The following is a 21,719-nucleotide window of genomic DNA, read 5'->3' as shown; positions in this document are numbered from 1 at the left end:
TTGAGAAGAAGCAGCGATCGAAGGCGTTGAAGAAGGGCAGCCACCGGTCCGTGCCCAGCGCCGCCTCGGCCGCCGCCCCGAACGCCACGCCCAGCCGATAGGCGCAATCGGCCATGTCGGAGAGCTGTCGGCTGCGGGGATTGAGGCTGGTCATGGTTTAGAACAGAGATAGAACATATGAAGCCCGTTGTCAAGGCCGGGCGGTCGAAAATCGTCGATATCCGCTCATTGCCGGTGCGGTGATTTTTCACATCCGACCCGTCGCGGGCATCTAGCTAGCAGGTCTGGCGACCGCCAATTGTTCCGATCGAGAACGACAGGTACGTTCCTCAAATGTTAACTCGTCCCATTGAAGCGACGAATGCATCGCGCATCCAAAAGGTGCGGGCAGTGCTGCTTGGCTTGTGGTCGCCGAAAGGCTTGGCAGAACAGGTAGCGCGGGACTGGCCAGGGAAAGCCACGGGCGAAGCCTTCGTCCTGTACTGGCGAGCACGAATGCTGACGTGGGCGTCGGGCTCGATTGGCTTCGCAATTGTCGCGGTCGGTCTGATTGCGTCGTTTGCTGAATATCGGACCACCACTGTGATTTTGGCCGGGTTCGCGATAGTTGCGGCGGAGGTCGCGGTGTTGCACGGGTTCCGGCTCTGGATGCTGTTCAAGATTGGGGGCTGGAGCCGGCGAGGCGCCGAGCCAGTCCGCCGAACTGAACAGCCCATGAAATTCTGGATATGGGCAACGGCCAGTAGCGGCATCCTGGCCATCTTAGTCTCCGGAGCAGGTCTTCTCCTTTGGACCTTGATCTCTGGACTTTCGCGGAATGCGGTTTGAGGCGTGTCGGGTACCGGTCCGCTTTCTCCTGTCGCAGACTTCCGAGTGGTCTGGGTTGCGGCAGGCGCAGTCTAAGCCACAGGTCGGCTTCCGAGATCTGGCTCACTCTCTCCGGAAGACCGTCATCCCCGGGCTTGTCCCGAGGACCCATAAACACTGAAGCTGAAGGTGGGCCTGGGCGAGGCCGCGCGCTTACGGTGACTCAGGCGCGTATGGGTCCCCGGGACAAGCCCGGGGATGACGAGCGGGTGGGTGGATGGGCTTCAACCCCCTCCGTCTCGAGGCTGCGCCTCGAGCCACCTCCCCCTCAATCGGGCTTCGCCCTGGGGGAGGACCTGGGCGCCTCAGTAGGCGAAGCTGTCGAACACCTGGCTGACGTCGCCGGCCCAGGGGCCGTTGTAGAGGTCCAGCAGGCGCTCGGCCTGGGTGATCCCGCTGTCGGCGATCTCGTCGAGCTGGGAAAGGTAGTTGGTCTCGTCGACCATGCCGCCGGAGAGCCGGTTGCGGCGCTTCAGGCCCTGGCGGGCGATGGCCAGCATGTCCTTGGCGACGTCCTGCACCGAGCGGCCGGCGATCTCGGCTTTCAGGCCCACGCGCGCCACGTCGGCGCGCAAACGCTCATGATCCTCGATCTTCCAGGACTTGCAGAGATCCCAGGCGGCGGCCAGGGCAGCGCTGTCGTAGAAGATCCCCATCCACAGCGCCGGCAGGGCGCAGAGCGCGCTCCACGGCCCGGAGTCCGCGCCGCGCATCTCCAGGTACTGCTTCAGCCGCACCTCGGGAAAGATCGTCGTGGTGTGGTCGGCCCAGTCCTTGATCGACGGCCGTTCGCCCGGCAGTTCGGCCAGCTTGCCGTCCATGAAGTCGCGGAACGAGCGGCCGGACAGGTCGATGTAGCGGTCGCCCCGCTTGGCGAAATACATCGGCACGTTCAGCGCATAGTTGGCGTAGGTCTCGAAGCCGAACCCGTCGGCGAAGACGAAATCCAGCATGCCCGTGCGATCGGGGTCGGTATCGGTCCAGACGTTGGCCCGTGCCGACAGAAAACCGGACGGCTTGCCTTCCTTGAACGGCGAATTGGCGAACAGCGCCGTGCACACCGGCTGCAGCGCCAGGCTGACCCGGAACTTGGCCACCATGTCGGCCTCGGAGCCGAAGTCGAGGTTGGCCTGCACGGTGCAGGTGCGGAACATCATGTCCAGGCCCATGCCGCCGACCTTGGGCATGTACTCACGCATGATCTTGTAGCGGCCCTTGGGCATCACCGGCACCTGGTCGCGCCGCCACTCAGGCGTATAACCCAGGCCCAGGAAACCGACCCCGAGCTCGTCGGCGACGGTCTTGACCTCGGTCAGGTGCTGACCGGTTTCCTCGCAGATGTCGTGGATGGTCTCCAGCGGCGCGCCGGAAAGCTCGAACTGGCCGCCGGGCTCCAGGCTGACATTGGCCTTGCCGCGTTCCAGGGCGATGACGGCGCCGGCCTCGGTCACCGGCGCCCAGCCGAACCGCGTCAGGCCGTCCAGCAGCGCCTTGATGCCGCCCTGCTCCGGCGGGGCGGGCGCATAGGCGACAGGGTCGTGGGTCCCCAGCCGGAAGACGAATTTCTCGTGCTCGGCGCCGACGCGCCAGTCGGACTTGGGCTTGGAGCCCTTGTCGAACCAGGCCACCAGGTCCTCGAACGTCAGGGGCCGATCGTCGGCGGCGCTCTCGGCCATGCAGTTTCTCCCCCAACCCGGTCCGCAGCCTGTTTTCGCGCGGCTGTGCTCTCTACGTCGGAGTTCTAGGTGGGCGCAATCGCGGCAAGCTCAAGGGGCGGCTTTGGGGGTCCAGTCGCCCAGCGCGGCCTGCCAGAGCGCCAGCGCGCTGATGGCGGCGGTGTCGGCGCGCAGGATCCGCGGTCCCAGCGAGACGGGGATCGCGTAGGGCAGGGCTCGAAGTGTCTGTCTTTCGCGTGGCGAGAAACCACCTTCCGGACCTATCAGGATCGCCCAAGGCTCCCCTCCCCCCTGCGGGGAGGGGTCAGGGGTGAGCACGTGGAGGATGGGCGGAGCGTCACCCGCCTCGTCGCAGAACAGCAGCCGCCGGGTCGGCTCCCAACCGGCGATCAGCGCCTCCAGCTTCACCGGCTCGAACACCTGCGGCACATCGAGCCGCCTGGTCTGCTCGGCCGCCTCGATGGCGACGGCCGTCAGCCGATCCACGCGGGCCCGGTCGGCATTGGTCCGCTCGGTGGTCACCAGCCGCACCCGGCGCGCGCCCAGCTCCGCGGCCTTTTCGACGATGGTCTCGACGCGGCCCCGTTTGACCATCGCCACGATGAGGTCGAGGTCCGGCCCAACCGCCTGAGGCCGGGCCAGCGTCTCCGCCCGCACGGCGACCGCTCGCTTGGTCACCGCCGTGATCCGCACCCGCCACTCGCCGTCGCGGCCATTGAAGGCCAGCAGCTCGTCGCCGACCGCCTGGCGCATGACGGCGGCGAGGTATCGGCTTTGGCCGGGATCGAGGGCCAGCTCCGCGCCGGCGGCCAGATCGTGGGGAATGAACAGACGGATCATCTGAGCCGTTGTAGCGCCACGGCCTTCATCGGGCATAGGGTTCCGGCATGACCAAGCACACTGACGACTATGATCACGAACTTGAGCGCCTGCAGACCGCCCTGGTGCGGTTCCAGCAGGCGGAGATCAAGGCGGGCGGCAAGATCCTGGTGATCTTCGAAGGTCGGGACGCGGCCGGCAAGGACGGGGCGATCAAGCGCATCACCGAGCACCTGTCGGTGCGTAACACCCGCGCCATCGCCCTGCCCAGGCCCTCGGACCGTGAGCAGTCCCAGTGGTATTTCCAACGCTATGTCCACCACCTGCCGGCGGCCGGAGAAGTGGTGCTCTTCAACCGCTCCTGGTACAATCGCGCGGGCGTCGAGCCGGTGATGGGGTTCTGCACGCCGGCCGAGCACGAGACCTTCCTGCGCGACGTTTCGGGATTCGAGGCGATGCTGGCGGGCAGTGGCCTGCGGCTGGTCAAGCTCTGGCTTGACATCTCCCGCGAGGAGCAGGCCCAGCGCCTCAAGGCCCGGCGCAACGATCCCCTGAAAGCGCTGAAGGTCAGCCCGCTCGACGCCCTGGCCGAAGAAAAATGGGACGACTACACCGAAGCCCGCGACCAGATGCTGCGCCGCACCCACACCGACGCCGCCCCCTGGGTGATCGTGCGCACCGACCACAAGAAGGCGGCGCGACTGAACACCATCCGCTACCTGCTGAATCTGCTCGCGCCCAAGGCGATCTTCAAGGCCGTCGACAAGCCCGACCCCGATGTGGTCTTCGAGTTCGAGGCCCAGGCCCTCACCGACGGCCGGCTCGCCAGATAGCAGGAAGCCCGATCATGCAGACCGCCCCCCTCGGACCGCTCGGACCGGTCAGCCGGCTGACGCTGGGCGGCGGCGGCATCGGCCAGGTCTGGGGCCCGACCAGCCGGGATGAGGCCATGGCGACGCTGAAAGCCGCCGTCGACGGCGGCATCACGGTTCTGGACACCGCGCCGATGTACGGCGCCTGCGAGGGATTCATCGGCGAGGTGTTCGCCGGCCGCCTGCCGCCGGGTGTCGCGATCACCACCAAATGCGCTCTGGGTTCCCCGCCGCCGGGCGCGGTCGAGGCCCTGCTGACCGCCTCCCTGGAGGCCAGCCTGGCCGCCATGCGGCTCGACCGGGTGGACCTGTTCTTTCTGCACTCCAATCTGCACGAGGACGGGTTTTCCTATGCCCACGGCGACAGCCGGCGCGAGGAGTTCTCCACCGCGCTTTCGGTCTATCGCGACGCCGTGGTCCCGGCCTTCGAGCGCCTGAAAGCCCGGGGCCGGATCGGCGGCTGGGGGATCACCGGCATCGGCGTGCCCACCGCCGTGCTCGCCGCGATGGACCAGACTCCGCGGCCGGATGCGGTGCAGGTCATCGCCAACCTGATGGACAGCGCCGGCGCCCTGCGCCGCTTCTCCGAGCCTGCCGGCCCGCGCCGGATAGCCGCCGCCGCCCGCGCCAGGGGGGTCGGCGTCATGGGCATTCGCGCGGTGCAGGCCGGAGCCCTGACCTCAGGCGTCGACCGCGAGCTGTCGCCCAATAGTCCCGACCGCGCCGACTTCGACCGCGCCCAGCCCTATCGCGCGCTCTGCAACCTGTGGGGCGAGGATCCGGCCTATATCGCGCATCGCTACGCGCTCAGCCTGCCGGACATCGACACCGTCGTGCTGGGTGTGAAGAACCGCATCGAGCTGGCCCAGTGCCTGGCCGCCGAGGCCGCCGGACCGCTCGACCCGGCGCAGATGGCGGCGATCGATGCGCTGGGCCTGGCCGGTTGAGATAACCTTGGCTGTTAACCTCTGATTCATCTTCTGTTCCGAGGAGCACGGCGGGCGGGCGCGGCCGTTAACCATTGCCAATCGGATTGTTGTTCTTTCTTTGTTCGAATCCTACCTTCTGGCTGACGACTCGAAGGGACGACTGGGGGGGACGGCCGGACCGATGCTGAAGGACATGCTCACGGCCGCCGAGGCTCGCCGCATCGCGCTCGCGGCCCAAGGCTTCGGCGCGCCCCGGCCCAGCGGACCTGTAACCAAGCGCCAGCTTCTGACGCTCATCGAGCGGCTGGGCGTGATCCAGATCGACAGCGTCAATGTCGTCTCGCGCACCCACTATCTGCCGGCCTTCTCGCGGCTGGGCGCCTATCGGCGTGAGCTCTTGGAAGAGGTCGCCTGGGCCAGCAAACGACCGCTGTTCGAATACTGGGCGCACGAAGCCTCGCTCCTGCCGCTGACCTCCCAGCCCTTGTTCCGCTGGCGGATGCAGGACGCGCGCGACGGGGTCGGCCTGTGGAAGGGTGTCGCGCGCTTCCGTCGCGAACGCGCCGAGTTCGTGGAAAAGGTGCTGAGCGAGATCGCCACGCGCGGACCGATGTCGGCCTCGGAGCTGGAGATGGGCCACAAGGGCCAGGGCGGCTGGTGGGGCTGGAGCGAGGCCAAGCGCGCGGTCGAGGGCCTGTTCTGGACCGGAGACCTGACCACCGCGACCCGGCGCGGGACCTTTGAGCGGGTCTATGGCCTGCCGGAAACCGTGCTGCCCCGCGCCATCGTCGATGCGCCGACCCCGAGCCGCGAGGACGCCCAGCGTGAACTGCTGCGGATCGCCGGCCGGGCCATGGGGGTCGCCACGGCCAAGGACCTGCGCGACTATTTCCGCATGCCGGTGGAGGGCGCCAGGGCGCGTCTGGCCGAGCTGGTGGAGGACGGCTCCCTGCTGCCGGTGCGCGTGAACGGCTGGCGCGAACCCGCCTACCTGGACCCCGCGGCCCGCTGGCCGCGCCGGATCGACGCCCAGGCCCTGCTGTCGCCCTTCGACAACCTGATCTGGTTCCGCGAGCGCACCGAGCGGATGTTCGGCGTCCGCTATCGGATCGAGATCTACACCCCCGCCGACAAGCGCACCCACGGCTACTATGTCCTGCCGTTCCTCGAGGGCGACGCGCTGACCGCCCGGGTGGATCTCAAGGCCGACCGCAAGGCGCGGACCCTGGTCGTTCAGGCCAGCCATGCCGAACCCTGGGCGACGGATGCGACGCCGCTTCGCCTTGCGGCCGAGCTGAAGCTGATGGCGGGCTGGCTGGGGCTGGAGACCCTACGCGTGGAGAAGAAGGGCGACCTGGCCGGGTCCTTGTCCGACGTTGTCGGCTAGACCCTGTCCCGGCTGACTTGACTCAAGTCAGCCGGGATAAAACAGGGTCGTCGCCTACATCTGGAGCCCTTCTCCTCCACTCAGGTTGAGCCAACCTGAGTGGGAAGGGCTCTAGGGCTGCGCGCGCACGAGATCTCCGGAGGTCCCGGCAATCCAAGTCTTGCCGTCGGACGAGGTGGCCGTCTCGAAGTGGATGCGATCCGGCCCACCGAACCGGTTGATGTTGCGGGACCACAGGACGCCGGTGGCCGACTTTTCCTGATCGAGAAATGTCCAAACGGGTCCTTCGATGGTGAGATCGCCCGGCGGGCCGCCAGCTTCGCCCGTCGCTGAAACGTGCCGCGTCTTCCACCGGCCGCGCGCCGCGCCGGGCAGGAAGATGGTCATGCCCCGGGGTTCTCCGCCGACGCTTTGCCCGCAGATGAAATTGATCCCGACCCGGGCGCAGCTATTGGCGATCGTCACCGTGGAGGCCCCGGATCCTGGATCCAGAATCGTCGCCTTCCAAGCGCCGTCATAGAGTCTGAGCGGCCCATAGTCTGGCGCGTCGGCGGCCAGGGCGGCGCCCGCGGCGAGAGCGGACAGGAGTGCGGCCAATGCTGGATGTCGCATCGCCGGATCGTAGACCGCGCAGCGCTGACAGCGCTACACCCATCCCTCCGTCACCGCGTGCAGCCGGGCATAGGCGCCGCCGCGCTGCACCAGCTCGGCGTGCCGGCCCTCCTCGACGATGCGGCCGTCATCGAAGACCAGGATCCGGTCGGCGCCGCGGATCGTCGACAGCCGATGGGCGATGACGATGGTGGTGCGCCCGACCATCAGCTCCTCCATCGCCGCCTGCACCTGGCGCTCGGTCTCCACGTCCAGCGACGAGGTCGCCTCGTCCAGCACCAGGATCGGCGCGTCGGCCAGGAAGGCGCGGGCGATCGCCACGCGTTGCCGCTCGCCGCCCGAGAGCTTGACGCCGCGCTCCCCCACCAGGGTCCCGTAACCGGCCGGCAGCCTGGCGATGAAGTCGGCCGCGCGCGCCCGTCGGGCGGCCAGCGCCACCTCGTCCGCGGTCGCCCCGGGTCGGGCGTAGGCGATGTTTTCCGCGAGGCTCCGGTGGAACAGCGCCGGGTCCTGCGGCACCACGGCGATGGCGCGGCGCAGCGACCCCTGGCTGACTGTGGCGATGTCCTGCCCGTCCACCAGGATCTGGCCGCTCTCCAGGTCGTAGAGCCGCTGGATCAGCTTGACGAAGGTCGACTTGCCGGCCCCCGTCGGCCCGACCAGGGCCACCCGTTCCCCGGGTGCGATGCGCAGGGTGAAGTGATCGTAGAGCGGCTGCTCGGCGGACTTGTAGCGGAACACCACGCGGTCGAAGACGATTTCCCCAAGCTCGCTGCGGAACGTCGGGGCGCCGGCTGCATCGCGCACCTGAGGGGCCATGGTGGCATAGCGGGCCACGTCCTCGCTGTCGTCGAGCCCGCGTTGCGCCATGCGGATATTGTCGCCGACGTTCCGCAGATAGCCGCTCATCAGCATGAACGAGGTGATCGCGAACGCGATGTCCCCGGCGCTGGCCCGGCCCTGCGACCAAAGCCGCACGAGCAGGCCCGTCATCCCCGCCTGCAACACCACCAGCATGATGTTGTGGATCAGCCAGAGGTCGGTGAACCGGTTCCAGGTCTTCATCGTGGCCTGCAGCCACATCTCGGTGACGCCGGCGATCCGTTCGTCCTCACGCGCTTCGGCGCCGAACGCCTTGACGGTGGCGTTGGACGAGATGGAGTCGGCGATGGCGCCGCCGATCCGCGAATCCAGCGCGACCGACTTCAGGTTCAGCGGCCGCGCGTAAAGCGAGGTCAGCACGATGTTGGAGACGATGTAGAGCACCGTCACGGCCAGCGCGAAGGCCCCCACCATCGGCCAGCGCACCGCCATCATCACGCACAGTCCGCCCAGCACGATGGCCGCCGGCCCGAACCAGATCAGTGCCGCGTCGGTGACCACGTCATAGCCCCACATGGCGCGCGAGAGCCTGCGCACCGTCGAGCCCGCGAAGCTGTCGGCGTGCCAGTCGGCCGAAAAGGTCTGCACCCGCTGGAACGCCTCGTCGGTCATGTCCTTCATGTTCCTGGCGGACATCGGGATCAAGAACCTCATGGCGGTGTTGCGGATCACCGAGAACGCCAGATAGACGCCGACAAAGATCGCCCAGGCGCGCCAGGCCGGATCGGGGTTGGCGGGCCCGAGCCCCACGGCGTCCACCAGCCGTCCCGCCGCCCAGGGCAGCGACAGGTCGAACCCGATGGCCACCAGAGTCAGGGCCACCGTGCCGACCAGCAGCCAGGGCCGGCGCAGCCAGAATTTCGAAATGAAGCCCAGGACCTGACGGTTTTTCAACACGCGTTCGCGTGTGTCGTCGGCGTCCTCGTAGTGGTCGGTCATCGGATGAACTCGAAGGTCGGCGCCCGGAGGCCGCGAGGGCCCTTGAAGGGCGGCGGCGCGGCGGGCGCGGGGCAATTGAATCTGGGCGAAACGGGAGCCTTGGAAATGGCTCCGGCGGACCACGGGCGCGCGGCAAGACTTCGAACCGCGGACCGGTCAGGCCCTCAGGCGACGTCGTCCGGTTGCGTTAGAAGCGCGGTGGCGGCCCGGCGAACCGTCGAGGAGCGGCGAAAACGATGAACTTCATCCTGGCCCTCCTTTCGGGTTGCAGAAACACAAACCTAGCGCGCGGTTCACAGGCGTCAAGCCGGCGGTCGAACGCGGTTCGGGTTTCCGGGCAGGGTGGCTCAGTGGCCACACTGGTCGCGGCGCATTAGAGGATGGCCATGGCCGCCACCGCCCCCCTGCCCGACGCCATGCCGACAAACTGGGTCGACCGGTTCGCGCCGGCGGCGCTTCGGCCGTGGTTGAAGCTCGGGCGGTTCGATCGGCCGACGGGCATCTGGCTCTTGATGCTGCCCGGCTGGCAGGGGATCGCGCTGGCCGACGCCATGGAGCACCGACTTCCCCACCCTGGCCTATTGTTCGACGTGTTCCTTGGCGCGGCGCTGATGCGCGCGGCGGGCTGCGCCTACAACGACATCGTCGATCGCGACATCGACGCCAAGGTGGCCCGCACGGCGTTGCGGCCGATCCCCGCCGGCCAGATCAGCGTGCGCCAGGCCTGGGGCTTGGTCATCGCCTGTTGCCTGGCCTCGCTGGCCATCCTGCTGACCCTGCCGCCGACGGCCGTGGCCCTGGGGGCGGCGTCGCTGGCCCTGGTGGCGGCCTATCCGTTCATGAAGCGGATCACCTGGTGGCCGCAGGCCTGGCTCGGCCTGACCTTCAACTGGGGCGCCCTGCTGGGCTTTTCGGCCGCCACCGGCGTCGGGCCCGGCCTGTGGCGCGCCGTCGCCCCCGACGTGATCGCCTCCCGCGACTGGCGGTTCCTCGGCCAGGCGCTGGCGGACAGTTCGCTGCAGGCGCCGGCCCTGCTGCTCTATGCCTCGGGCCTGTTCTGGACGCTCGGCTACGACACCATCTACGCCATCCAGGACCTGGAGGACGACGCCCTGGCCGGCGTCAAGTCCTCCGCCCGCCGTCTGGGCGCGCGCGCGCCGCTGGCGATTCTCGGCTTCTACCTGGCGAGCCTTGCCCTGCTGCTGGCGACCGGCGCGGCGGCGGCGCTTGGCCCGGCCTTCTACGTCCTGTTGATCGCCTATGGCATCCAGCTCTGCTCGCAGGCGCGCCGCGTCCGCACCGACGATCCCGCCCGGGCGCTGCGGCTCTTCCGGTCCAACAGCTGGGCCGGATTGATCCTGTTCGTCGCCCTGGTCGCCGGAACCCGGCTGATCGGCTAGACACGGCCCAACGCTGTCCATCTGTGAAAACGGCGCGGATGGCGCTACAATCGCGCCATGGCCGTCGCCGCGCGCATCGATCCGAAAGCCTATTTCGCGCCGGACGAGTGGGCGCCCCTGTCGCGGCGCTCGCGGTGGAAGGGCCTGGCGCTGCTGGCCCACGCCTGGAGCGTCGTCGGCCTGGCGATGGCCATGGCCGTGGTCTGGCCGCTCACCATCCCCCTGGCCATCGCGATCATCGGCGCACGTCAGCTGGGGATCGCCGTGCTGATGCATGATGCGGCCCACGCGGCCCTGCATCCCAACCTCAAGGTCAACGACTGGGTCGGCAACCACCTGACCACTGGCGGCCTCCTGGGCTACCGGACCTACCACCTGGCGCACCACAAATACGCCCAGCAGACCGAGGACCCGGACCTGGTGCTGTCGGCCCCGTTCCCGATCACGCGTCAGTCCCTGTGGCGCAAGATCGCCCGCGATCTGACCGGACAGACCTATTACAAGCTGCGCTGGTCGGGCTTTGTGAAGCGGATCGCCGGCCGCAAGCCCGGTGAGCCTCTTGCGCCGATCCTGGGCGAGGCCATCCTCGCGCGGCGGCGCTTCCTGATCGGCATGGCGGTCACCGTCGCGGTCACCGCGCCGTTCGGCCTGTGGTGGGTGTGGCCGGTGCTATGGCTGGTCCCCCAGGCGACGTGGCTGCCGATGGTCACGCGCCTGCGCAACATCGCCGAGCACGCCTGCGTGGCCAAGGACGAGCCCGATCCCCTGCGCCACGCCCGCACCACGATGGCCAACTGGCTCGAACGCGCGTTCATCGCGCCCTACTATGTGAACTATCACTGCGAGCACCACATGTTCATGCATGTGCCCTGCTACAACCTGCCCCGCGCCCACCGCCTGCTGGTCAGGAAGCGGGTGATGGGGGAGATGCTGACGTCGCCGGGCTACGTCAGCATGCTCAGGGTGGCGACCTCGAAGGCGGCCTAAACCGCGACGAGCGCCGCTTGCCGGCGATTGAGGCGCAGCATGGCGCCAAGACCGCCGAAGCCCGTCAGCATCAGCGCCCAGCTGGCCGGCTCCGGCACGCCGGCGGCCGCCTGGGTGACGACGATGTCGCGCAGGCCCCAGCCTTCGTCGCCGGTCCCCTGGAACCCGGCATGGGCGGGGCCGGGCAGGGCCCTGTAGTTGAACGTCAGGCTGTTCAGGCCCGCGAGCAGGGTCAGCGGGCTGGAGATCAGCACCTTGCCGCCAGCGAAGGTGACGGCCATGCCATTGCCAGAGATATTGTTCACGCTGGCTCCGACCGGCGCGAAGAAAACAACGTTGGCGCCGCCGCCGCCCAGGTTGAACGTTCCCGACAGGATCGGCGCGCTGTTCAGGCTGAGGGTGAAGTCGTCCTCATAGAAGTTCTGACCGTCGAGGCTGGCGTAGCCGTCAAGGGTGAAGGCGACCTGGGCCGCGCCGGCCGCGCCCGAGAACGACTTGGTGATCGAGACGTCGGTGGGCAGTTCCCCGGTCGGGCCGGCGAAGCTGTACAGCGTGCCGGCGTGCGCGCCAGCAGCGGCGAGGGTGGCGATGGCGGCGACCGTGGCCGCAAGAGTCATTCGAAGGCGCATGGGCGCTCCATGTTTCATTCCGGGCCACCTCGGCCCCCACGATCGGGGAGGTTTGCAAAGCCGGCGCCGGACTTGACAGGTCATTCTACGTCTGTAATTTCCGTGTTGTTTACGGACGTAGTTTGAAGGGAACCCCGATGTCGAAACCCTGCCTGCGCAGCCTCATGACGTTCACCCTGTCCTTGATCACCACCCCCGCCCTGGCCGATGTGGCCGCCGCCGACCCGCCGCTGGCGGTTGTGCCGACCGCCGAACGACTGACCGGGCTGGCCATTTTCGCCAATGCCCATCCGATCGTGCAGGTCGTGTTCGCGGGCCTGGTGATCTCTACCGTGGCCGCGGTGGCGATCTGGATCGTGCAGCTCGCACGGCTCCGCCAGCGGCGCTCCGACGGCCTGGCCGGAGCGGTGGCCTTCCTGTCGGCCCTCTCTGCCGCCGGCCCCATGATCGGCTTCTTCGGCGCGGCCTACGATCTGCTCGACATGTTCATCGGCATCGCCAACGTCCGCCCGGCGCCCTCGCTCAGCATCCTGGCGCCAGGCCTCGCCGAAGCCGCGCTCTCCGCCTGCCTGGGCCTGCTGGCCGCCGCCGTGGCGGCGATCGCCCACCGACACCTGAAAGCCCGGCTCTACGGCGTCGAACTCCCCGCCGCTGTCGCATCGTGAGGCCGGGCGGTGGCCAGGATTTCCGCAGCCGAGAGCCAGATCATGGAGGCGCTGTGGCGGCGCGGCCCCCTGGGCGCGGAGGAGATCGTCGCCGAGGTCGGCGTCGCCCAGGGCTGGGGCGACGCCACGGTCAAGACCCTGATCAACCGCCTGTTGAAGAAGCGGGCGCTGAGCTCCGAGCGCGTCGAGGGCCGCACGCGCTACCGCCCCCTGATCGAGCGCGCCGACTATGTCACCGAGGAGAGCCAGGGCCTGCTCGACCGGCTGTTCGGCGGCGAACTCACGCCCCTGGTGACCCACTGGGTGCGACGCCGCGCGCTCTCGGCTGACGAGATCGCCCGGCTGAAGCGCCTGATCGCCGACCTTGACGATGACGGTCGCTGAGGCCCGATCGCTGGCGGGCGGCTCGGCGCGGTCAGCCGCCCGCCGCGACTTCGCCCATCCCGGCGCGCCGCCTCCCCGCGCCTTGGCTGAGGCGGCGGACCTACGAGCATTTCGACGGTCAGCACCGCCTCGTCGACGGACAACACCGGTATGCGGTCGCCCGCCGCGCGACAGGCCAGCGTGCAACTTCGTGCATTTCGACGCTCGCCGCTGCAACTGCGCCAGGCCGGGATCAGGGATAGTTTGGCGAGACAGGCGACAGACCCGTCCTGCCGGACGGGGTCGCTTCGAGCGCGAGAGCAGGTCCATGCAAGCATACCCGGCCTCGGACGCGGCCGCCTCGGCTTCCGGGCCGACCCAGGCGGTCGTCGACACGACCTCGGCGCCCTTTTCCGCGGCGACGGTCCGGCACATCCAGGAGCGCGTCGGCCTCGCCATCCGCCGCCGCCGCAGAATGATGGACCTGACCTTGCAGAACCTGGCCGTGTCCTGCGGCGTGACCTTTCAGCAGATCCAGAAATACGAATGCGGCGCCTGTAGCATTTCCGCGGCCCAGCTCTGGAGCGTCGCCGTCGCGTTGGATGTCCCGGTCGCCTACTTCTACGAGGCCGTCCGGAGCGATGGCCGCCCCCGGACCTTTACCGGATCCGAATAGCGTCCACGGGAACGGTTGACCGCGCGGGCGCAACCGCCAACGAAGGCGGATGATCCCCGCCACGCCCGAGGGCCGCCGCGCCTTCATCCTCGCCAACACCCGGCTCCAGGCGCCGCCGCATGTCCCGGAACTGCGCCTGCACCTCGCCGACGAGATCACCCCGATCTGGCGGCTCACCGAGGAGGCGCTCGAGGAGATCGGCCTGCCGCCGCCCTTCTGGGCCTTCGCCTGGGCCGGCGGCCAGGCGCTCGCCCGATATGTGCTGGACGCCCCGCGGACCGTCATGGGCAAGGCCGTCGTCGACTTCGCTTCCGGCTCGGGGATCGTCGGGATCGCCGCCATGCGGGCCGGCGCCGCCAGCGTGCTCTGCGCCGACATCGACGCCTATTGCGGCGCGGCGCTGGCGCTCAACGCCGAGGTGAACAGAGTCACCTGCCGGTTCACCGACGAGGACCTGCTCGACGCGCCGGCGCCGGACTGGGCCGGGGTCATCCTGGCCGGCGACATCTGCTACGAAAAGCCGATGGCCGAGCGGGTCATGGCCTGGCTCCGCGCCGCCGCCGCCGCGGGGACCACCGTGCTGATCGGCGATCCCGGCCGCAGCCATTTCCGCCAAGAGGGGCTGACCAAGCTGGCCGAATACCAGGTTCCGACCACCCGCGAACTGGAGGACATGGCGGTCAAGCGAACCAGCGTCTGGACTCTGTCCGCCTGACCGATTAGCTTTGGAACAAAGATAGAACAACTTCGGAGCCAGGGCGATGCGGGTGGACGGCAAGATCGACTATGTTGAACTTCCCGGCGTGGACCTGCCGGCGACGAAGGGCTTCTATGCGCGGGCGTTCGGCTGGACGTTCACCGACTATGGTCCGTCCTACACAGCGTTCGACAACGGGGGTCTGGATGGCGGATTCAACGCCGATCCGGAAGACCGGGCCGCGGCGCCGCTGGTGATCCTGTTCGCCACCGACCTGGAGGCCATGGAGGCGCGGGTCAAGGCCGCCGGCGGCTCGGTGACCCGTCCGATCTACAGCTTCCCTGGCGGCCGGCGCTTCCATTTCCGCGACCCCAGCGGCAATGAGCTGGCGGTGTTCAGCGAGGCCTAGCTTCCGGGCTGGCAGCCTCGCCGAGGTCTGGTACGTTCGAACTCCAATTCGGGGGAACCGCATGGGATTGTGGGCGTGGCTAGCGCTCGGGGTGGCGGTCGCCGCGGCGACGGCGGCGCACGGCGAAGAGCGCGCCAGGCCGAGCATCGAGCTCACCCGCCTGCAGACGACGCTCCGGGGCGGTGACCGGGTCGGCGAACGGCAGACCGGCCCGGACTGCGCGCCCGCCGGAGCCCTGGCCTGGGATGCGGCGGACGCCGCGGCCTTCGCCCTCGACGCCTATCGCAAGCTGCTGCGCAAGGCATTGAGCGATGTGGGCTTTGCAGTCCCGGAGCCGGCCGATGACGCGGCCGGCGCGGCCGACGTCCAGGTGATCGCCCAGATCGCCGGGGTGCGCACCACCTCCTGCCAGAAGACCGCGCTCGGCCCGCCGGCGGACCGCACGGTCATGTCGGTCAAATGGCAGGTCTCCGCCGCGGCTGGCGGCAAGGTGCTGGCGCGGATCGAGACTGAGAGCTCCGGTTCGTCCTCCAAGGGCGCGCAGCGGGCGCTGCGGGGCGCCTTTTCCGCCAACGCCCGGCAACTGGCCCGCTCGGAGGACTTCGCCAAGGCGGTGGGCGGAATTCCGGGCCCCGCCCTCCCGCCGCCCCGGGCGCCGCGCACCGCCATGATCCTGCCACTGCCGGCCTCGGGCAAACCGATGGCGCTCGGCGAGGCCGCCAAGGCGGTGGTTTCGATCTTTGTCGGCGCCAGCATGGGCAGCGGCGTGCTGATCTCCTCGGACGGCCATGTGCTGACCAACCACCACGTAGCCGCCGAAGGCGCGCGGGTGCGGGTCCGCTGGCCGGACGGATCGGAGACGGCCGGCGAGGTGGTGCGCTCGGATGCGCACCGCGACGTGGCGCTGATCCGGACCGCCCCGCCCAAGGTGCGGGCGCTGTCGATCCGCCACGGACCCGTGGAGCTCGGCGAAACCGTCTACGCCATCGGCACCCCGCTGGAGCGCGATTTCGCCGGCACCCTGACCCGCGGGGTCGTCTCCACCGCCAGCCGCATGTTCCAGGGCCAGTCGTTCATCCAGAGCGACGTGGCCGTCGACCACGGCAATTCGGGCGGGCCGCTGCTGGACGAACACGGCCTGCTGATCGGGCTGACCGACCTCAGCTATGTTCCCGACGGCAGGTCGCACAACATCGGCTTCTTCATCCCCATCGATGAAGCGCTGCAGGCCCTGATGCTGAAACCCGTCCGGTAGCTGGGGGTCTCAGGTCTCCTGGATCGCCGACAGCTTCCACGCCGCGCCCGCCTGGCGCGCGAAGGTCCAGAGCTCGGTGGTCTGTGTCGCGCGGTTCGGGTCGCCCGACAGCACCGCGCCCGAGCTGCGATCCTTCATCAGGTCGATGCTTTCATAGTGCATGGCCGCGGTTGCATAGTCGATGTCGCCCTCACGCCAGGCCTCGCCGACGTCGGCCTTGATCAGACGTGTGCCGGTGACTTCGTTGCGCTTGCCGTGGGTGGCGTTGTCGCTGAGTTCCTCGGCGAGGTAGCTCATCACTTCGGGGGTACAGCGGTCGCGCAACGCGCCATAGTCCTCGCGTCCGAAAGCCTCCTGAATCTGGATCAGCAGGGCCTCGAACGCCGCCTGATCCTGCGGCGTGATGGCGATCTCCCAAGCCGGGCCGGTGGTCGGCACATAGGGCGCGGCCGGCTCAGGACTCGCGCCGAACCCGCCGCCTCCGAACATCGGCGCCCCGGCGTCGAAGGCCGGCTGCTGCGCCGCGAAAGGCGAGGCGAAGGCCGGACGCCGGCGCCGGAACCAGCGCGTGATCATCCAGATCGCGAAGGCCACGACCGCCAGCTGGATGAGAATGGTCAGGAGACCGCCGCCGAAGCCGCCGCCAAGTCCTCCGCCCCCCCAGCCCCCGCCAAAGCCATGCCCCATCAGGCCGCCGATCAGGCCGCCCGCCACCAGCCCGCCGAGCAGCCCGCCGCCGAATCCGCCAAAGCGCTGGCCGGGCCGCGCGCCGTTGAAGCCCCCCGCCGCGTAGCCCGGCTGCCCCGGCCGGGGCGCATAGGCGCCGCCGGAACCCTGGCCGCTATTGGGCGTCATCGAGCGCTGCACCGGGGGCACATAACCGCCGTAGGTCGAGGTCGAACGCGGCGCCGAATAGGTTCGTGCGCCCCGGCTGCCGAAGCTGCCGCCGCGTCGCGCCTCCGCCGGCGCCGCCGCAAGCAGCCCCAGCGCCAGGCCAATGCCGAGCGCCGCACCGATCCGGGGCCGAAGATTGGTCATCGAAAGTCCTCCGCGCGCGGAGGCGCGCCGCCCGGAATGTAAGGAGCTCCCCGCGCTCGCGCCAGATCGGCCATCCGCAATGAGCAATTTCACACCGGTTCGCGGATTGTTCTGCCGTCACCGCGAGAGGAGCGGGAAAAAGCGACGCCAAGGCCGCGCTTGTTGGTTGCTTCTACACCAATTGGCGGTCTGATCGGGCGACCGGATAGCGGGGGGCCGCACAATCGGAGGCTGGCGCCATGGATCCAGCAAGGCCCAATGACGCGGACGCGGCCGTCCCTCGCAAGGCGCTGACGCCGCGCGCGCCAAGCCCGGCGGACGAGCGCCGCGAGCTCGATCATCGCCTGGCCAACAGCCTGCAGCTGGCGGCGGACTTTCTGATCTTCGAGCGCGCCCGGGTGCGCGACCCCAGCGCTCGCGCCGCCTTGATCGAGGCCGCCGAGCGGCTCTCGGCCGTGGGCCAGATGCACCGCTTCCTGGCCGCCCAGACCCAGGCGGCCGGGGTCGATCTCGATCCCTTTCTGGGCGAACTTGGCCGGCTGATCGCCGACTCCACGGGCCTCGACTGCAGGGTGGACTCCGATCCCGTAACGGTCGCGGCCGAGGTCGCCCAGCAACTGGCCATCGCGGTCAACGAACTGGCCATGAATGCCGCAAAACACGCCTACCCCTGGGGAGCTCGCGGCGTCCTGCATGTGACCTGTCGTCATCGCGGCGAACGCCTGGTGATAGTTGTCGCCGACGAGGGTGAGGGGCTGGGGCGCAAATTTCTCTCCAGCCGGGGTGGCGCTTCGGGGTCACAGGGCCTGGGAATGACCATCCTTGAGGCCGTCGTGCGGCAACTGCGCGGAACCCTCGAGGCCGCCAACGACCATGGGGCGCGGTTCACCATCACCCTGCCGCTGCCGGCTCCGGCGGGGCGCGGTCCCCGCTCCTTCGCCCCCACCTGAGGACGCGCCGGCGCAACGTCGGGTTTCCGGCGTGGATTGCGCCGCTTGTTCGGGCCTATGTTGTCGGCGAGCAACCTTTGAGCGAGGCGGTCATGCGGCGCAGAACCCTGCTACGAGGCGCCGGCGCCGCGGCGCTCGCGACCCTGGCGGCGCCGGCCCAGGCCGCCGCGCCGTCGCGCCGGCCACCCAACTTCATCGTCGTGCTCTGCGATGACCTGGGCTACGGCGACGTCAGCCTCTATGGCCCGGGCGGGCTGAAGACCCCGGCGTTGGAGCGCATGGCGCGCGAAGGGGTGGTCGCCACCGACTACTATGCGCCGGCCAATCTCTGCAGCCCCTCGCGCGCGGGCCTGCTCACCGGCCGCTATCCGGTGCGCTGCGGCCTCGGCTATGAGGTGATCATGCAGCAGGATGATCGCGGGCTGCCGCTCAGCGAGATCACCATCCCCAAGGCGCTCAAGCCGGCCTACGTAAGCGGCCTGTTCGGCAAGTGGCACCTGGGCCATCTGGGCCCCGCCTGGCCACCGACGAAGCACGGCTTCGACACTTTCTTCGGCATTCCCTACAGCCATGACATGAAGCCTCTGGCGCTCTACGAGGCTCACGCCGGATCCGATCAGGTGGCCAGGTCCGAGGTCGACTATCCCCAGCTGCAACAGCAGTTCTACGCCCACGCCGAGGCCTTCATCGAGGCCAACAAGGACCGCCCGTTCTTTGTCGAACTGGCGCTGAGCGCGCCGCATCTGCCGGAGAACCCGCACGCCCCCTTCGACGCCAACACCGACGCCGGTCCCTATGGCGCGGTGGTCCAGGAGATCGATTCCATCGTCGGCAGGCTGATGGCCAGGCTCAAGGCGCTGAAGCTCGATCGCGACACGGTGGTGATCTTTACGTCCGACAACGGCCCCTGGTTCGAGGGCTCCCCGGGGGCCTTGCGCGAGCGCAAGGGCGGCGGCGGCTACGATGGCGGCTATCGGGTCCCGTTTGTCGCCTGGGCTCCGGGCCGATTCCCCGCCGGCCGACGGGTGTCATCGATGATCAGCGGCATCGACCTCCTGCCGACGTTCCTGGCGCTCGCCGGGATCGCGCCGCTGGACGGCGTCACCCTGGACGGGCGCGACATCACCAGCGTCCTGAGCCAGGGCGCCGCCTCGCCGCACGACCAGATCGTGCTGTTCGACAACGAGGTTCCGATCGCCATCCGCACCCAGGACTGGAAGTACGTCGACGCCCTCTACTACCGCGGCCGCAAGCTGCCGCTGTCCCTGTTCACCTATCAGGAGCTCTATGACCTGAAGGGCGGGCGGGCGGAGAACTACAGCGTCGCCGCCGGTCATCCCGAGGTCGCCAAGGCCATGAAAGCCCGGCTCGACGCGGCGAAGGCCGAGTTCGCCCCCTTCCGGCACAAGGATATTCCGGAGGCTTTCAAGGCAATGCAGGCGCAGCTGCGCGGTCTCCAGGACTAGACCCTGTCCCGGCTGACTTGAATCAAGTCAGCCGGGAATGAACAGGGTCGTCGCTATATCTGGAGCCCTTCTCCTCCACTCAGGTTGATCCAACCCGAGTGGGAAGGGCTCTAGGCGCGCCCGCATCCCCGATTCGGGTCAAGCAGCGACGCCAGCCGCAGCGACGGATCTTCCATCTCCCTGATCCCGCCTAAGCGACAGCGATGGATCGGGCCGACCCGTTCGCCCGCTGCACCCGATCTGCTAACACCGTCTCGACAAGTCACCGGAACCCCGCCCCATGCGCCGCCGCACATTCCTCGCCGCCGCTCCCGCCGCCGCCCTGGCAGGTCGCGCCTTCGCCACCAGCCGGCGGGAGAACCCCAACCGCGACCGGCCCGATGTCCGCGGCGGGGACCGGATCGACGGAGCGACCTGGGCCAGCCGGTCCGCCGCCTGGGGCCTGCATGGCGCGGCGGCGACCGCCCATCCCCTGGCGACCCAGGCCGCCATCGAGATGCTCAAGGCCGGGGGCTCAGCGGTGGACGCGGCGATCTGCGCCAACGCCATCCTGGGGTTCGGCGAGCCGATCTCCTGCGGCATAGGCGGCGACTGTTTCGTCCTGCTGTGGGATCCCAAGGCCAGGAAGGTCCTGGGTCTGAACGGATCGGGGCGCAGCCCCCGGGGCCTGAGCCTGGCCGAGCAGCGCCGGCGCGCCAACGACAGGGGCCTGATCAATTCCTTCGGCGCTGTCTCGGTCAGCGTGCCGGGGGCGGTCGACGCCTGGTGGACGCTCCACCAGCGGTTCGGGAAACTGCCGTGGAAGGATCTGTTCGCGCCGGCGATCCGCCATGCCGAGGACGGCGCCCCCATGGTCCAGAACGTGGCCTTCTACGTCGGCGCGTCGGAGCGGGCCTTCGCCCGGCCGGAGAACCACATCGAGGAGACCGATAATTTTCGCGCGGTCTGGGTCAAGGACGGCAAGACCCCGCGCGAGGGCGAGGTGTTCCGCAACCCGCAGCTGGCGAAGACCTATCGGCTGATCGCCGAGGGGGGCGGGCGGGCCTTCTACGAAGGCGAGATCGCGCAGACCATCGAGCGTTACTTCCGGCGGATCGGCGGCTGGATCACCCGGGCCGACCTCGCCGCCCATCACAGCGAATGGGTGGAGCCGGCCAGCATCAACTATCGCGGCGTCGACGTCTGGGGCCTGCCGCCCAACAGCCAGGGGCTGGCGACCCTGCAGGCGCTGAAGATCATGGAGCAGTTCGACCTGCGCGGCATGGGCTTTCAGTCGGCGGCCGCCATCCATCACGGCGTCGAGGCCAAGCGGCTGGCGTTCGAGGACCGCGCCCGGTTCTACGCCGACCCGGATTTCTACAAGGCGCCGATCGACTGGCTGCTCTCGGCCGACTACGCCAAGGCGCGCGCCAGACTGATCCGCCCCGACCGCATCCTCCTTCCCGTCCACCCGGGCCAGGCGCCCGGCCACGGCGACACCACCTATTTCACCGTCGCCGACAGGGACGGCATGATGATCTCGATCATCCAGTCCAACTATCGCGGCATGGGCTCGGGCCTGATGCCCGACGGCCTGGGTTTCATGTTTCAGAACCGGGGCGAGCTCTTCGCCCTCTCAGACGGCCATCCCAACGTCTATGCGCCGGCCAAGCGGCCGTTCCAGACGATCATTCCGGGGTTCGCCACCCAGGGCGGAGAGCCGCTGCTGTCCTTCGGCGTCATGGGCGGCGACATGCAGCCCCAGGGCCAGGCGCAGATTATCTCCGACATCGTCGACTTTGATCTCGGCCTGCAGGAGGCGGGCGACGCGCCGCGCTGGCACCACGACGGCGGCCATGAGCCGACCGGCGAGGACCTGGGCCCGCTGGGGACGCTGAACCTGGAGACCGGCGTGCCGGCGGCTACCAGGCGATCCAGCGCTGGCCCGGCCGCTACGCCGCCGCCACCGAGATGCGCAAGGACGGCGTGGCGCTGGCGTACTGATGGAGCCCCACTTCTTCGCCACCCCCGCCGCGTGGCGCGCCTGGCTGGCGGCCAACCACGCCACGGCTTGCGCGCTTTCGGTCGGCTTCTGGAAAGTCGGCTCCGACCGGGCCTCGATCACCTGGCCGCAGAGTGTCGATGAGGCGCTCTGCTTCGGCTGGATCGACGGGGTGCGCCACCGGGTCGATGAAGCGGCCTACCGCATCCGCTTTACCCCG

The 21,719-nt window shown here is 69.0% G+C and carries 21 protein-coding genes; 15 read left to right on the top strand and 6 right to left on the bottom strand.

What is annotated here, in order from left to right:
• Window positions 1-333: 333 nt before the first annotated feature.
• Window positions 334-828: a hypothetical protein gene (locus tag RMN86_RS10415; protein WP_309605779.1), complete on the top strand. Its 495-nt coding sequence runs from the start codon at window positions 334-336 to the stop codon at window positions 826-828.
• A gap of 344 nt (window positions 829-1,172) precedes the next feature.
• Here the strand turns inward: RMN86_RS10415 and RMN86_RS10410 are convergent, their stop codons facing one another.
• Together RMN86_RS10410 and RMN86_RS10405 are read right to left on the bottom strand one after the other, a co-directional pair.
• Window positions 1,173-2,543, bottom strand: coding sequence for a glutamate--cysteine ligase (locus RMN86_RS10410; protein ID WP_309605778.1), 1,371 nt, complete (start codon window positions 2,541-2,543; stop codon window positions 1,173-1,175).
• Between the two features lie 90 nt (window positions 2,544-2,633).
• Window positions 2,634-3,383 (bottom strand): 16S rRNA (uracil(1498)-N(3))-methyltransferase, encoded by a 750-nt coding sequence (locus tag RMN86_RS10405; RefSeq protein ID WP_309605777.1) that lies wholly within the window; start codon window positions 3,381-3,383, stop codon window positions 2,634-2,636.
• A gap of 47 nt (window positions 3,384-3,430) precedes the next feature.
• Here RMN86_RS10405 and ppk2 point away from each other — a divergent pair, with 47 nt between their 5' ends.
• From ppk2 to RMN86_RS10390, 3 genes are all read left to right on the top strand, one after another.
• Window positions 3,431-4,195, top strand: a complete 765-nt coding sequence (gene ppk2, locus RMN86_RS10400) for a polyphosphate kinase 2 (RefSeq protein ID WP_309605776.1) — start codon at window positions 3,431-3,433, stop codon at window positions 4,193-4,195.
• Between the two features lie 14 nt (window positions 4,196-4,209).
• Window positions 4,210-5,181: an aldo/keto reductase gene (locus RMN86_RS10395; RefSeq protein ID WP_309605775.1), complete on the top strand. Its 972-nt coding sequence runs from the start codon at window positions 4,210-4,212 to the stop codon at window positions 5,179-5,181.
• Window positions 5,182-5,344: 163 nt separating this feature from the next.
• Window positions 5,345-6,550, top strand: a complete 1,206-nt coding sequence (locus RMN86_RS10390) for a winged helix-turn-helix domain-containing protein (protein WP_309605774.1) — start codon at window positions 5,345-5,347, stop codon at window positions 6,548-6,550.
• A 111-nt stretch (window positions 6,551-6,661) separates the two neighbouring features.
• Here RMN86_RS10390 and RMN86_RS10385 read toward each other — a convergent pair whose 3' ends face one another.
• Both RMN86_RS10385 and RMN86_RS10380 read right to left on the bottom strand, forming a co-directional pair.
• A complete protein-coding gene (locus RMN86_RS10385) occupies window positions 6,662-6,937 on the bottom strand; it encodes a hypothetical protein (protein ID WP_309605773.1) in 276 nt (91 codons plus the stop codon).
• A 258-nt stretch (window positions 6,938-7,195) separates the two neighbouring features.
• Window positions 7,196-8,983 carry an ABC transporter ATP-binding protein gene (locus tag RMN86_RS10380; RefSeq protein ID WP_309605772.1) on the bottom strand — a complete coding sequence of 596 codons (1,788 nt, stop codon included), beginning with the start codon at window positions 8,981-8,983 and terminating at the stop codon, window positions 7,196-7,198.
• Window positions 8,984-9,363: 380 nt separating this feature from the next.
• Here RMN86_RS10380 and RMN86_RS10375 point away from each other — a divergent pair, with 380 nt between their 5' ends.
• Complete coding sequence (locus RMN86_RS10375; protein WP_309605771.1) at window positions 9,364-10,383, top strand: UbiA family prenyltransferase; 1,020 nt, start codon at window positions 9,364-9,366, stop codon at window positions 10,381-10,383.
• A gap of 57 nt (window positions 10,384-10,440) precedes the next feature.
• Window positions 10,441-11,370: a fatty acid desaturase family protein gene (locus RMN86_RS10370; RefSeq protein ID WP_309605770.1), complete on the top strand. Its 930-nt coding sequence runs from the start codon at window positions 10,441-10,443 to the stop codon at window positions 11,368-11,370.
• On the opposite strand, the gene RMN86_RS10365 is transcribed toward RMN86_RS10370, so the two are convergent.
• Window positions 11,367-11,999 carry a PEPxxWA-CTERM sorting domain-containing protein gene (locus tag RMN86_RS10365; protein WP_309605769.1) on the bottom strand — a complete coding sequence of 211 codons (633 nt, stop codon included), beginning with the start codon at window positions 11,997-11,999 and terminating at the stop codon, window positions 11,367-11,369. The genes RMN86_RS10370 and RMN86_RS10365 overlap by 4 nt on opposite strands.
• A 137-nt stretch (window positions 12,000-12,136) precedes the next feature.
• On the opposite strand from RMN86_RS10365, the gene RMN86_RS10360 reads away from it, so the two are divergent.
• From RMN86_RS10360 to RMN86_RS10335, 6 genes are all read left to right on the top strand, one after another.
• Window positions 12,137-12,664 (top strand): MotA/TolQ/ExbB proton channel family protein, encoded by a 528-nt coding sequence (locus RMN86_RS10360; protein WP_309605768.1) that lies wholly within the window; start codon window positions 12,137-12,139, stop codon window positions 12,662-12,664.
• Window positions 12,665-12,673: 9 nt separating this feature from the next.
• The gene (locus RMN86_RS10355) at window positions 12,674-13,048 is read left to right on the top strand and encodes a BlaI/MecI/CopY family transcriptional regulator (RefSeq protein WP_309605767.1); all 375 of its coding nucleotides are present in this window, start codon (window positions 12,674-12,676) and stop codon (window positions 13,046-13,048) included.
• A 307-nt stretch (window positions 13,049-13,355) separates the two neighbouring features.
• The gene (locus RMN86_RS10350) at window positions 13,356-13,703 is read left to right on the top strand and encodes a helix-turn-helix transcriptional regulator (protein WP_309605766.1); all 348 of its coding nucleotides are present in this window, start codon (window positions 13,356-13,358) and stop codon (window positions 13,701-13,703) included.
• 49 nt (window positions 13,704-13,752) lie between these two features.
• Complete coding sequence (locus tag RMN86_RS10345) at window positions 13,753-14,418, top strand: methyltransferase (RefSeq protein WP_309605765.1); 666 nt, start codon at window positions 13,753-13,755, stop codon at window positions 14,416-14,418.
• Window positions 14,419-14,464: 46 nt separating this feature from the next.
• Complete coding sequence (locus tag RMN86_RS10340) at window positions 14,465-14,809, top strand: VOC family protein (RefSeq protein WP_309605764.1); 345 nt, start codon at window positions 14,465-14,467, stop codon at window positions 14,807-14,809.
• A gap of 61 nt (window positions 14,810-14,870) precedes the next feature.
• Entirely contained in the window at window positions 14,871-16,064 is a 1,194-nt protein-coding gene (locus RMN86_RS10335; protein WP_309605763.1) for a trypsin-like peptidase domain-containing protein, read from the top strand.
• Between the two features lie 9 nt (window positions 16,065-16,073).
• Here the strand turns inward: RMN86_RS10335 and RMN86_RS10330 are convergent, their stop codons facing one another.
• A complete protein-coding gene (locus RMN86_RS10330) occupies window positions 16,074-17,102 on the bottom strand; it encodes a TIM44-like domain-containing protein (RefSeq protein ID WP_309605762.1) in 1,029 nt (342 codons plus the stop codon).
• A 239-nt stretch (window positions 17,103-17,341) separates the two neighbouring features.
• On the opposite strand from RMN86_RS10330, the gene RMN86_RS10325 reads away from it, so the two are divergent.
• The 3 genes from RMN86_RS10325 (at window position 17,342) to RMN86_RS10315 (ending at window position 21,643) form a co-directional block, all read left to right on the top strand.
• The gene (locus tag RMN86_RS10325) at window positions 17,342-18,052 is read left to right on the top strand and encodes a sensor histidine kinase (RefSeq protein ID WP_309605761.1); all 711 of its coding nucleotides are present in this window, start codon (window positions 17,342-17,344) and stop codon (window positions 18,050-18,052) included.
• A 92-nt stretch (window positions 18,053-18,144) separates the two neighbouring features.
• A complete protein-coding gene (locus RMN86_RS10320) occupies window positions 18,145-19,518 on the top strand; it encodes a sulfatase-like hydrolase/transferase (RefSeq protein ID WP_309605760.1) in 1,374 nt (457 codons plus the stop codon).
• 280 nt (window positions 19,519-19,798) lie between these two features.
• Window positions 19,799-21,643, top strand: a complete 1,845-nt coding sequence (locus RMN86_RS10315) for a gamma-glutamyltransferase family protein (RefSeq protein WP_309605759.1) — start codon at window positions 19,799-19,801, stop codon at window positions 21,641-21,643.
• Window positions 21,644-21,719 lie beyond the last annotated feature (76 nt).

The sequence above is a fragment of the Phenylobacterium sp. genome (assembly GCF_031360265.1).
In the GTDB taxonomy this organism is placed as follows: domain Bacteria; phylum Pseudomonadota; class Alphaproteobacteria; order Caulobacterales; family Caulobacteraceae; genus Phenylobacterium.
The sequence above is the reverse complement of the archived record's forward strand: the minus strand, read 5'-3'. Positions and strand labels throughout refer to the sequence as shown.

Excerpts from the sequence above, each read along its gene's own strand:
- RMN86_RS10385 (WP_309605773.1), bottom strand. The coding sequence starts at position 6,937 with ATGACCATCTTCCTGCCCGGCGCGGCGCGCGGCCGGTGGAAGACGCGG.
- RMN86_RS10330 (WP_309605762.1), bottom strand. The coding sequence starts at position 17,102 with ATGACCAATCTTCGGCCCCGGATCGGTGCGGCGCTCGGCATTGGCCTG.
- RMN86_RS10415 (WP_309605779.1), top strand. The coding sequence starts at position 334 with ATGTTAACTCGTCCCATTGAAGCGACGAATGCATCGCGCATCCAAAAG.
- RMN86_RS10410 (WP_309605778.1), bottom strand. The coding sequence starts at position 2,543 with ATGGCCGAGAGCGCCGCCGACGATCGGCCCCTGACGTTCGAGGACCTG.
- RMN86_RS10340 (WP_309605764.1), top strand. The coding sequence starts at position 14,465 with ATGCGGGTGGACGGCAAGATCGACTATGTTGAACTTCCCGGCGTGGAC.
- RMN86_RS10370 (WP_309605770.1), top strand. The coding sequence starts at position 10,441 with ATGGCCGTCGCCGCGCGCATCGATCCGAAAGCCTATTTCGCGCCGGAC.
- RMN86_RS10315 (WP_309605759.1), top strand. The coding sequence starts at position 19,799 with ATGCGCCGCCGCACATTCCTCGCCGCCGCTCCCGCCGCCGCCCTGGCA.
- RMN86_RS10325 (WP_309605761.1), top strand. The coding sequence starts at position 17,342 with ATGGATCCAGCAAGGCCCAATGACGCGGACGCGGCCGTCCCTCGCAAG.
- ppk2 (WP_309605776.1), top strand. The coding sequence starts at position 3,431 with ATGACCAAGCACACTGACGACTATGATCACGAACTTGAGCGCCTGCAG.
- RMN86_RS10360 (WP_309605768.1), top strand. The coding sequence starts at position 12,137 with ATGTCGAAACCCTGCCTGCGCAGCCTCATGACGTTCACCCTGTCCTTG.
- RMN86_RS10365 (WP_309605769.1), bottom strand. The coding sequence starts at position 11,999 with ATGCGCCTTCGAATGACTCTTGCGGCCACGGTCGCCGCCATCGCCACC.
- RMN86_RS10335 (WP_309605763.1), top strand. The coding sequence starts at position 14,871 with ATGGGATTGTGGGCGTGGCTAGCGCTCGGGGTGGCGGTCGCCGCGGCG.
- RMN86_RS10320 (WP_309605760.1), top strand. The coding sequence starts at position 18,145 with ATGCGGCGCAGAACCCTGCTACGAGGCGCCGGCGCCGCGGCGCTCGCG.
- RMN86_RS10405 (WP_309605777.1), bottom strand. The coding sequence starts at position 3,383 with ATGATCCGTCTGTTCATTCCCCACGATCTGGCCGCCGGCGCGGAGCTG.
- RMN86_RS10395 (WP_309605775.1), top strand. The coding sequence starts at position 4,210 with ATGCAGACCGCCCCCCTCGGACCGCTCGGACCGGTCAGCCGGCTGACG.
- RMN86_RS10345 (WP_309605765.1), top strand. The coding sequence starts at position 13,753 with ATGATCCCCGCCACGCCCGAGGGCCGCCGCGCCTTCATCCTCGCCAAC.
- RMN86_RS10380 (WP_309605772.1), bottom strand. The coding sequence starts at position 8,983 with ATGACCGACCACTACGAGGACGCCGACGACACACGCGAACGCGTGTTG.
- RMN86_RS10375 (WP_309605771.1), top strand. The coding sequence starts at position 9,364 with ATGGCCATGGCCGCCACCGCCCCCCTGCCCGACGCCATGCCGACAAAC.
- RMN86_RS10350 (WP_309605766.1), top strand. The coding sequence starts at position 13,356 with ATGCAAGCATACCCGGCCTCGGACGCGGCCGCCTCGGCTTCCGGGCCG.
- RMN86_RS10390 (WP_309605774.1), top strand. The coding sequence starts at position 5,345 with ATGCTGAAGGACATGCTCACGGCCGCCGAGGCTCGCCGCATCGCGCTC.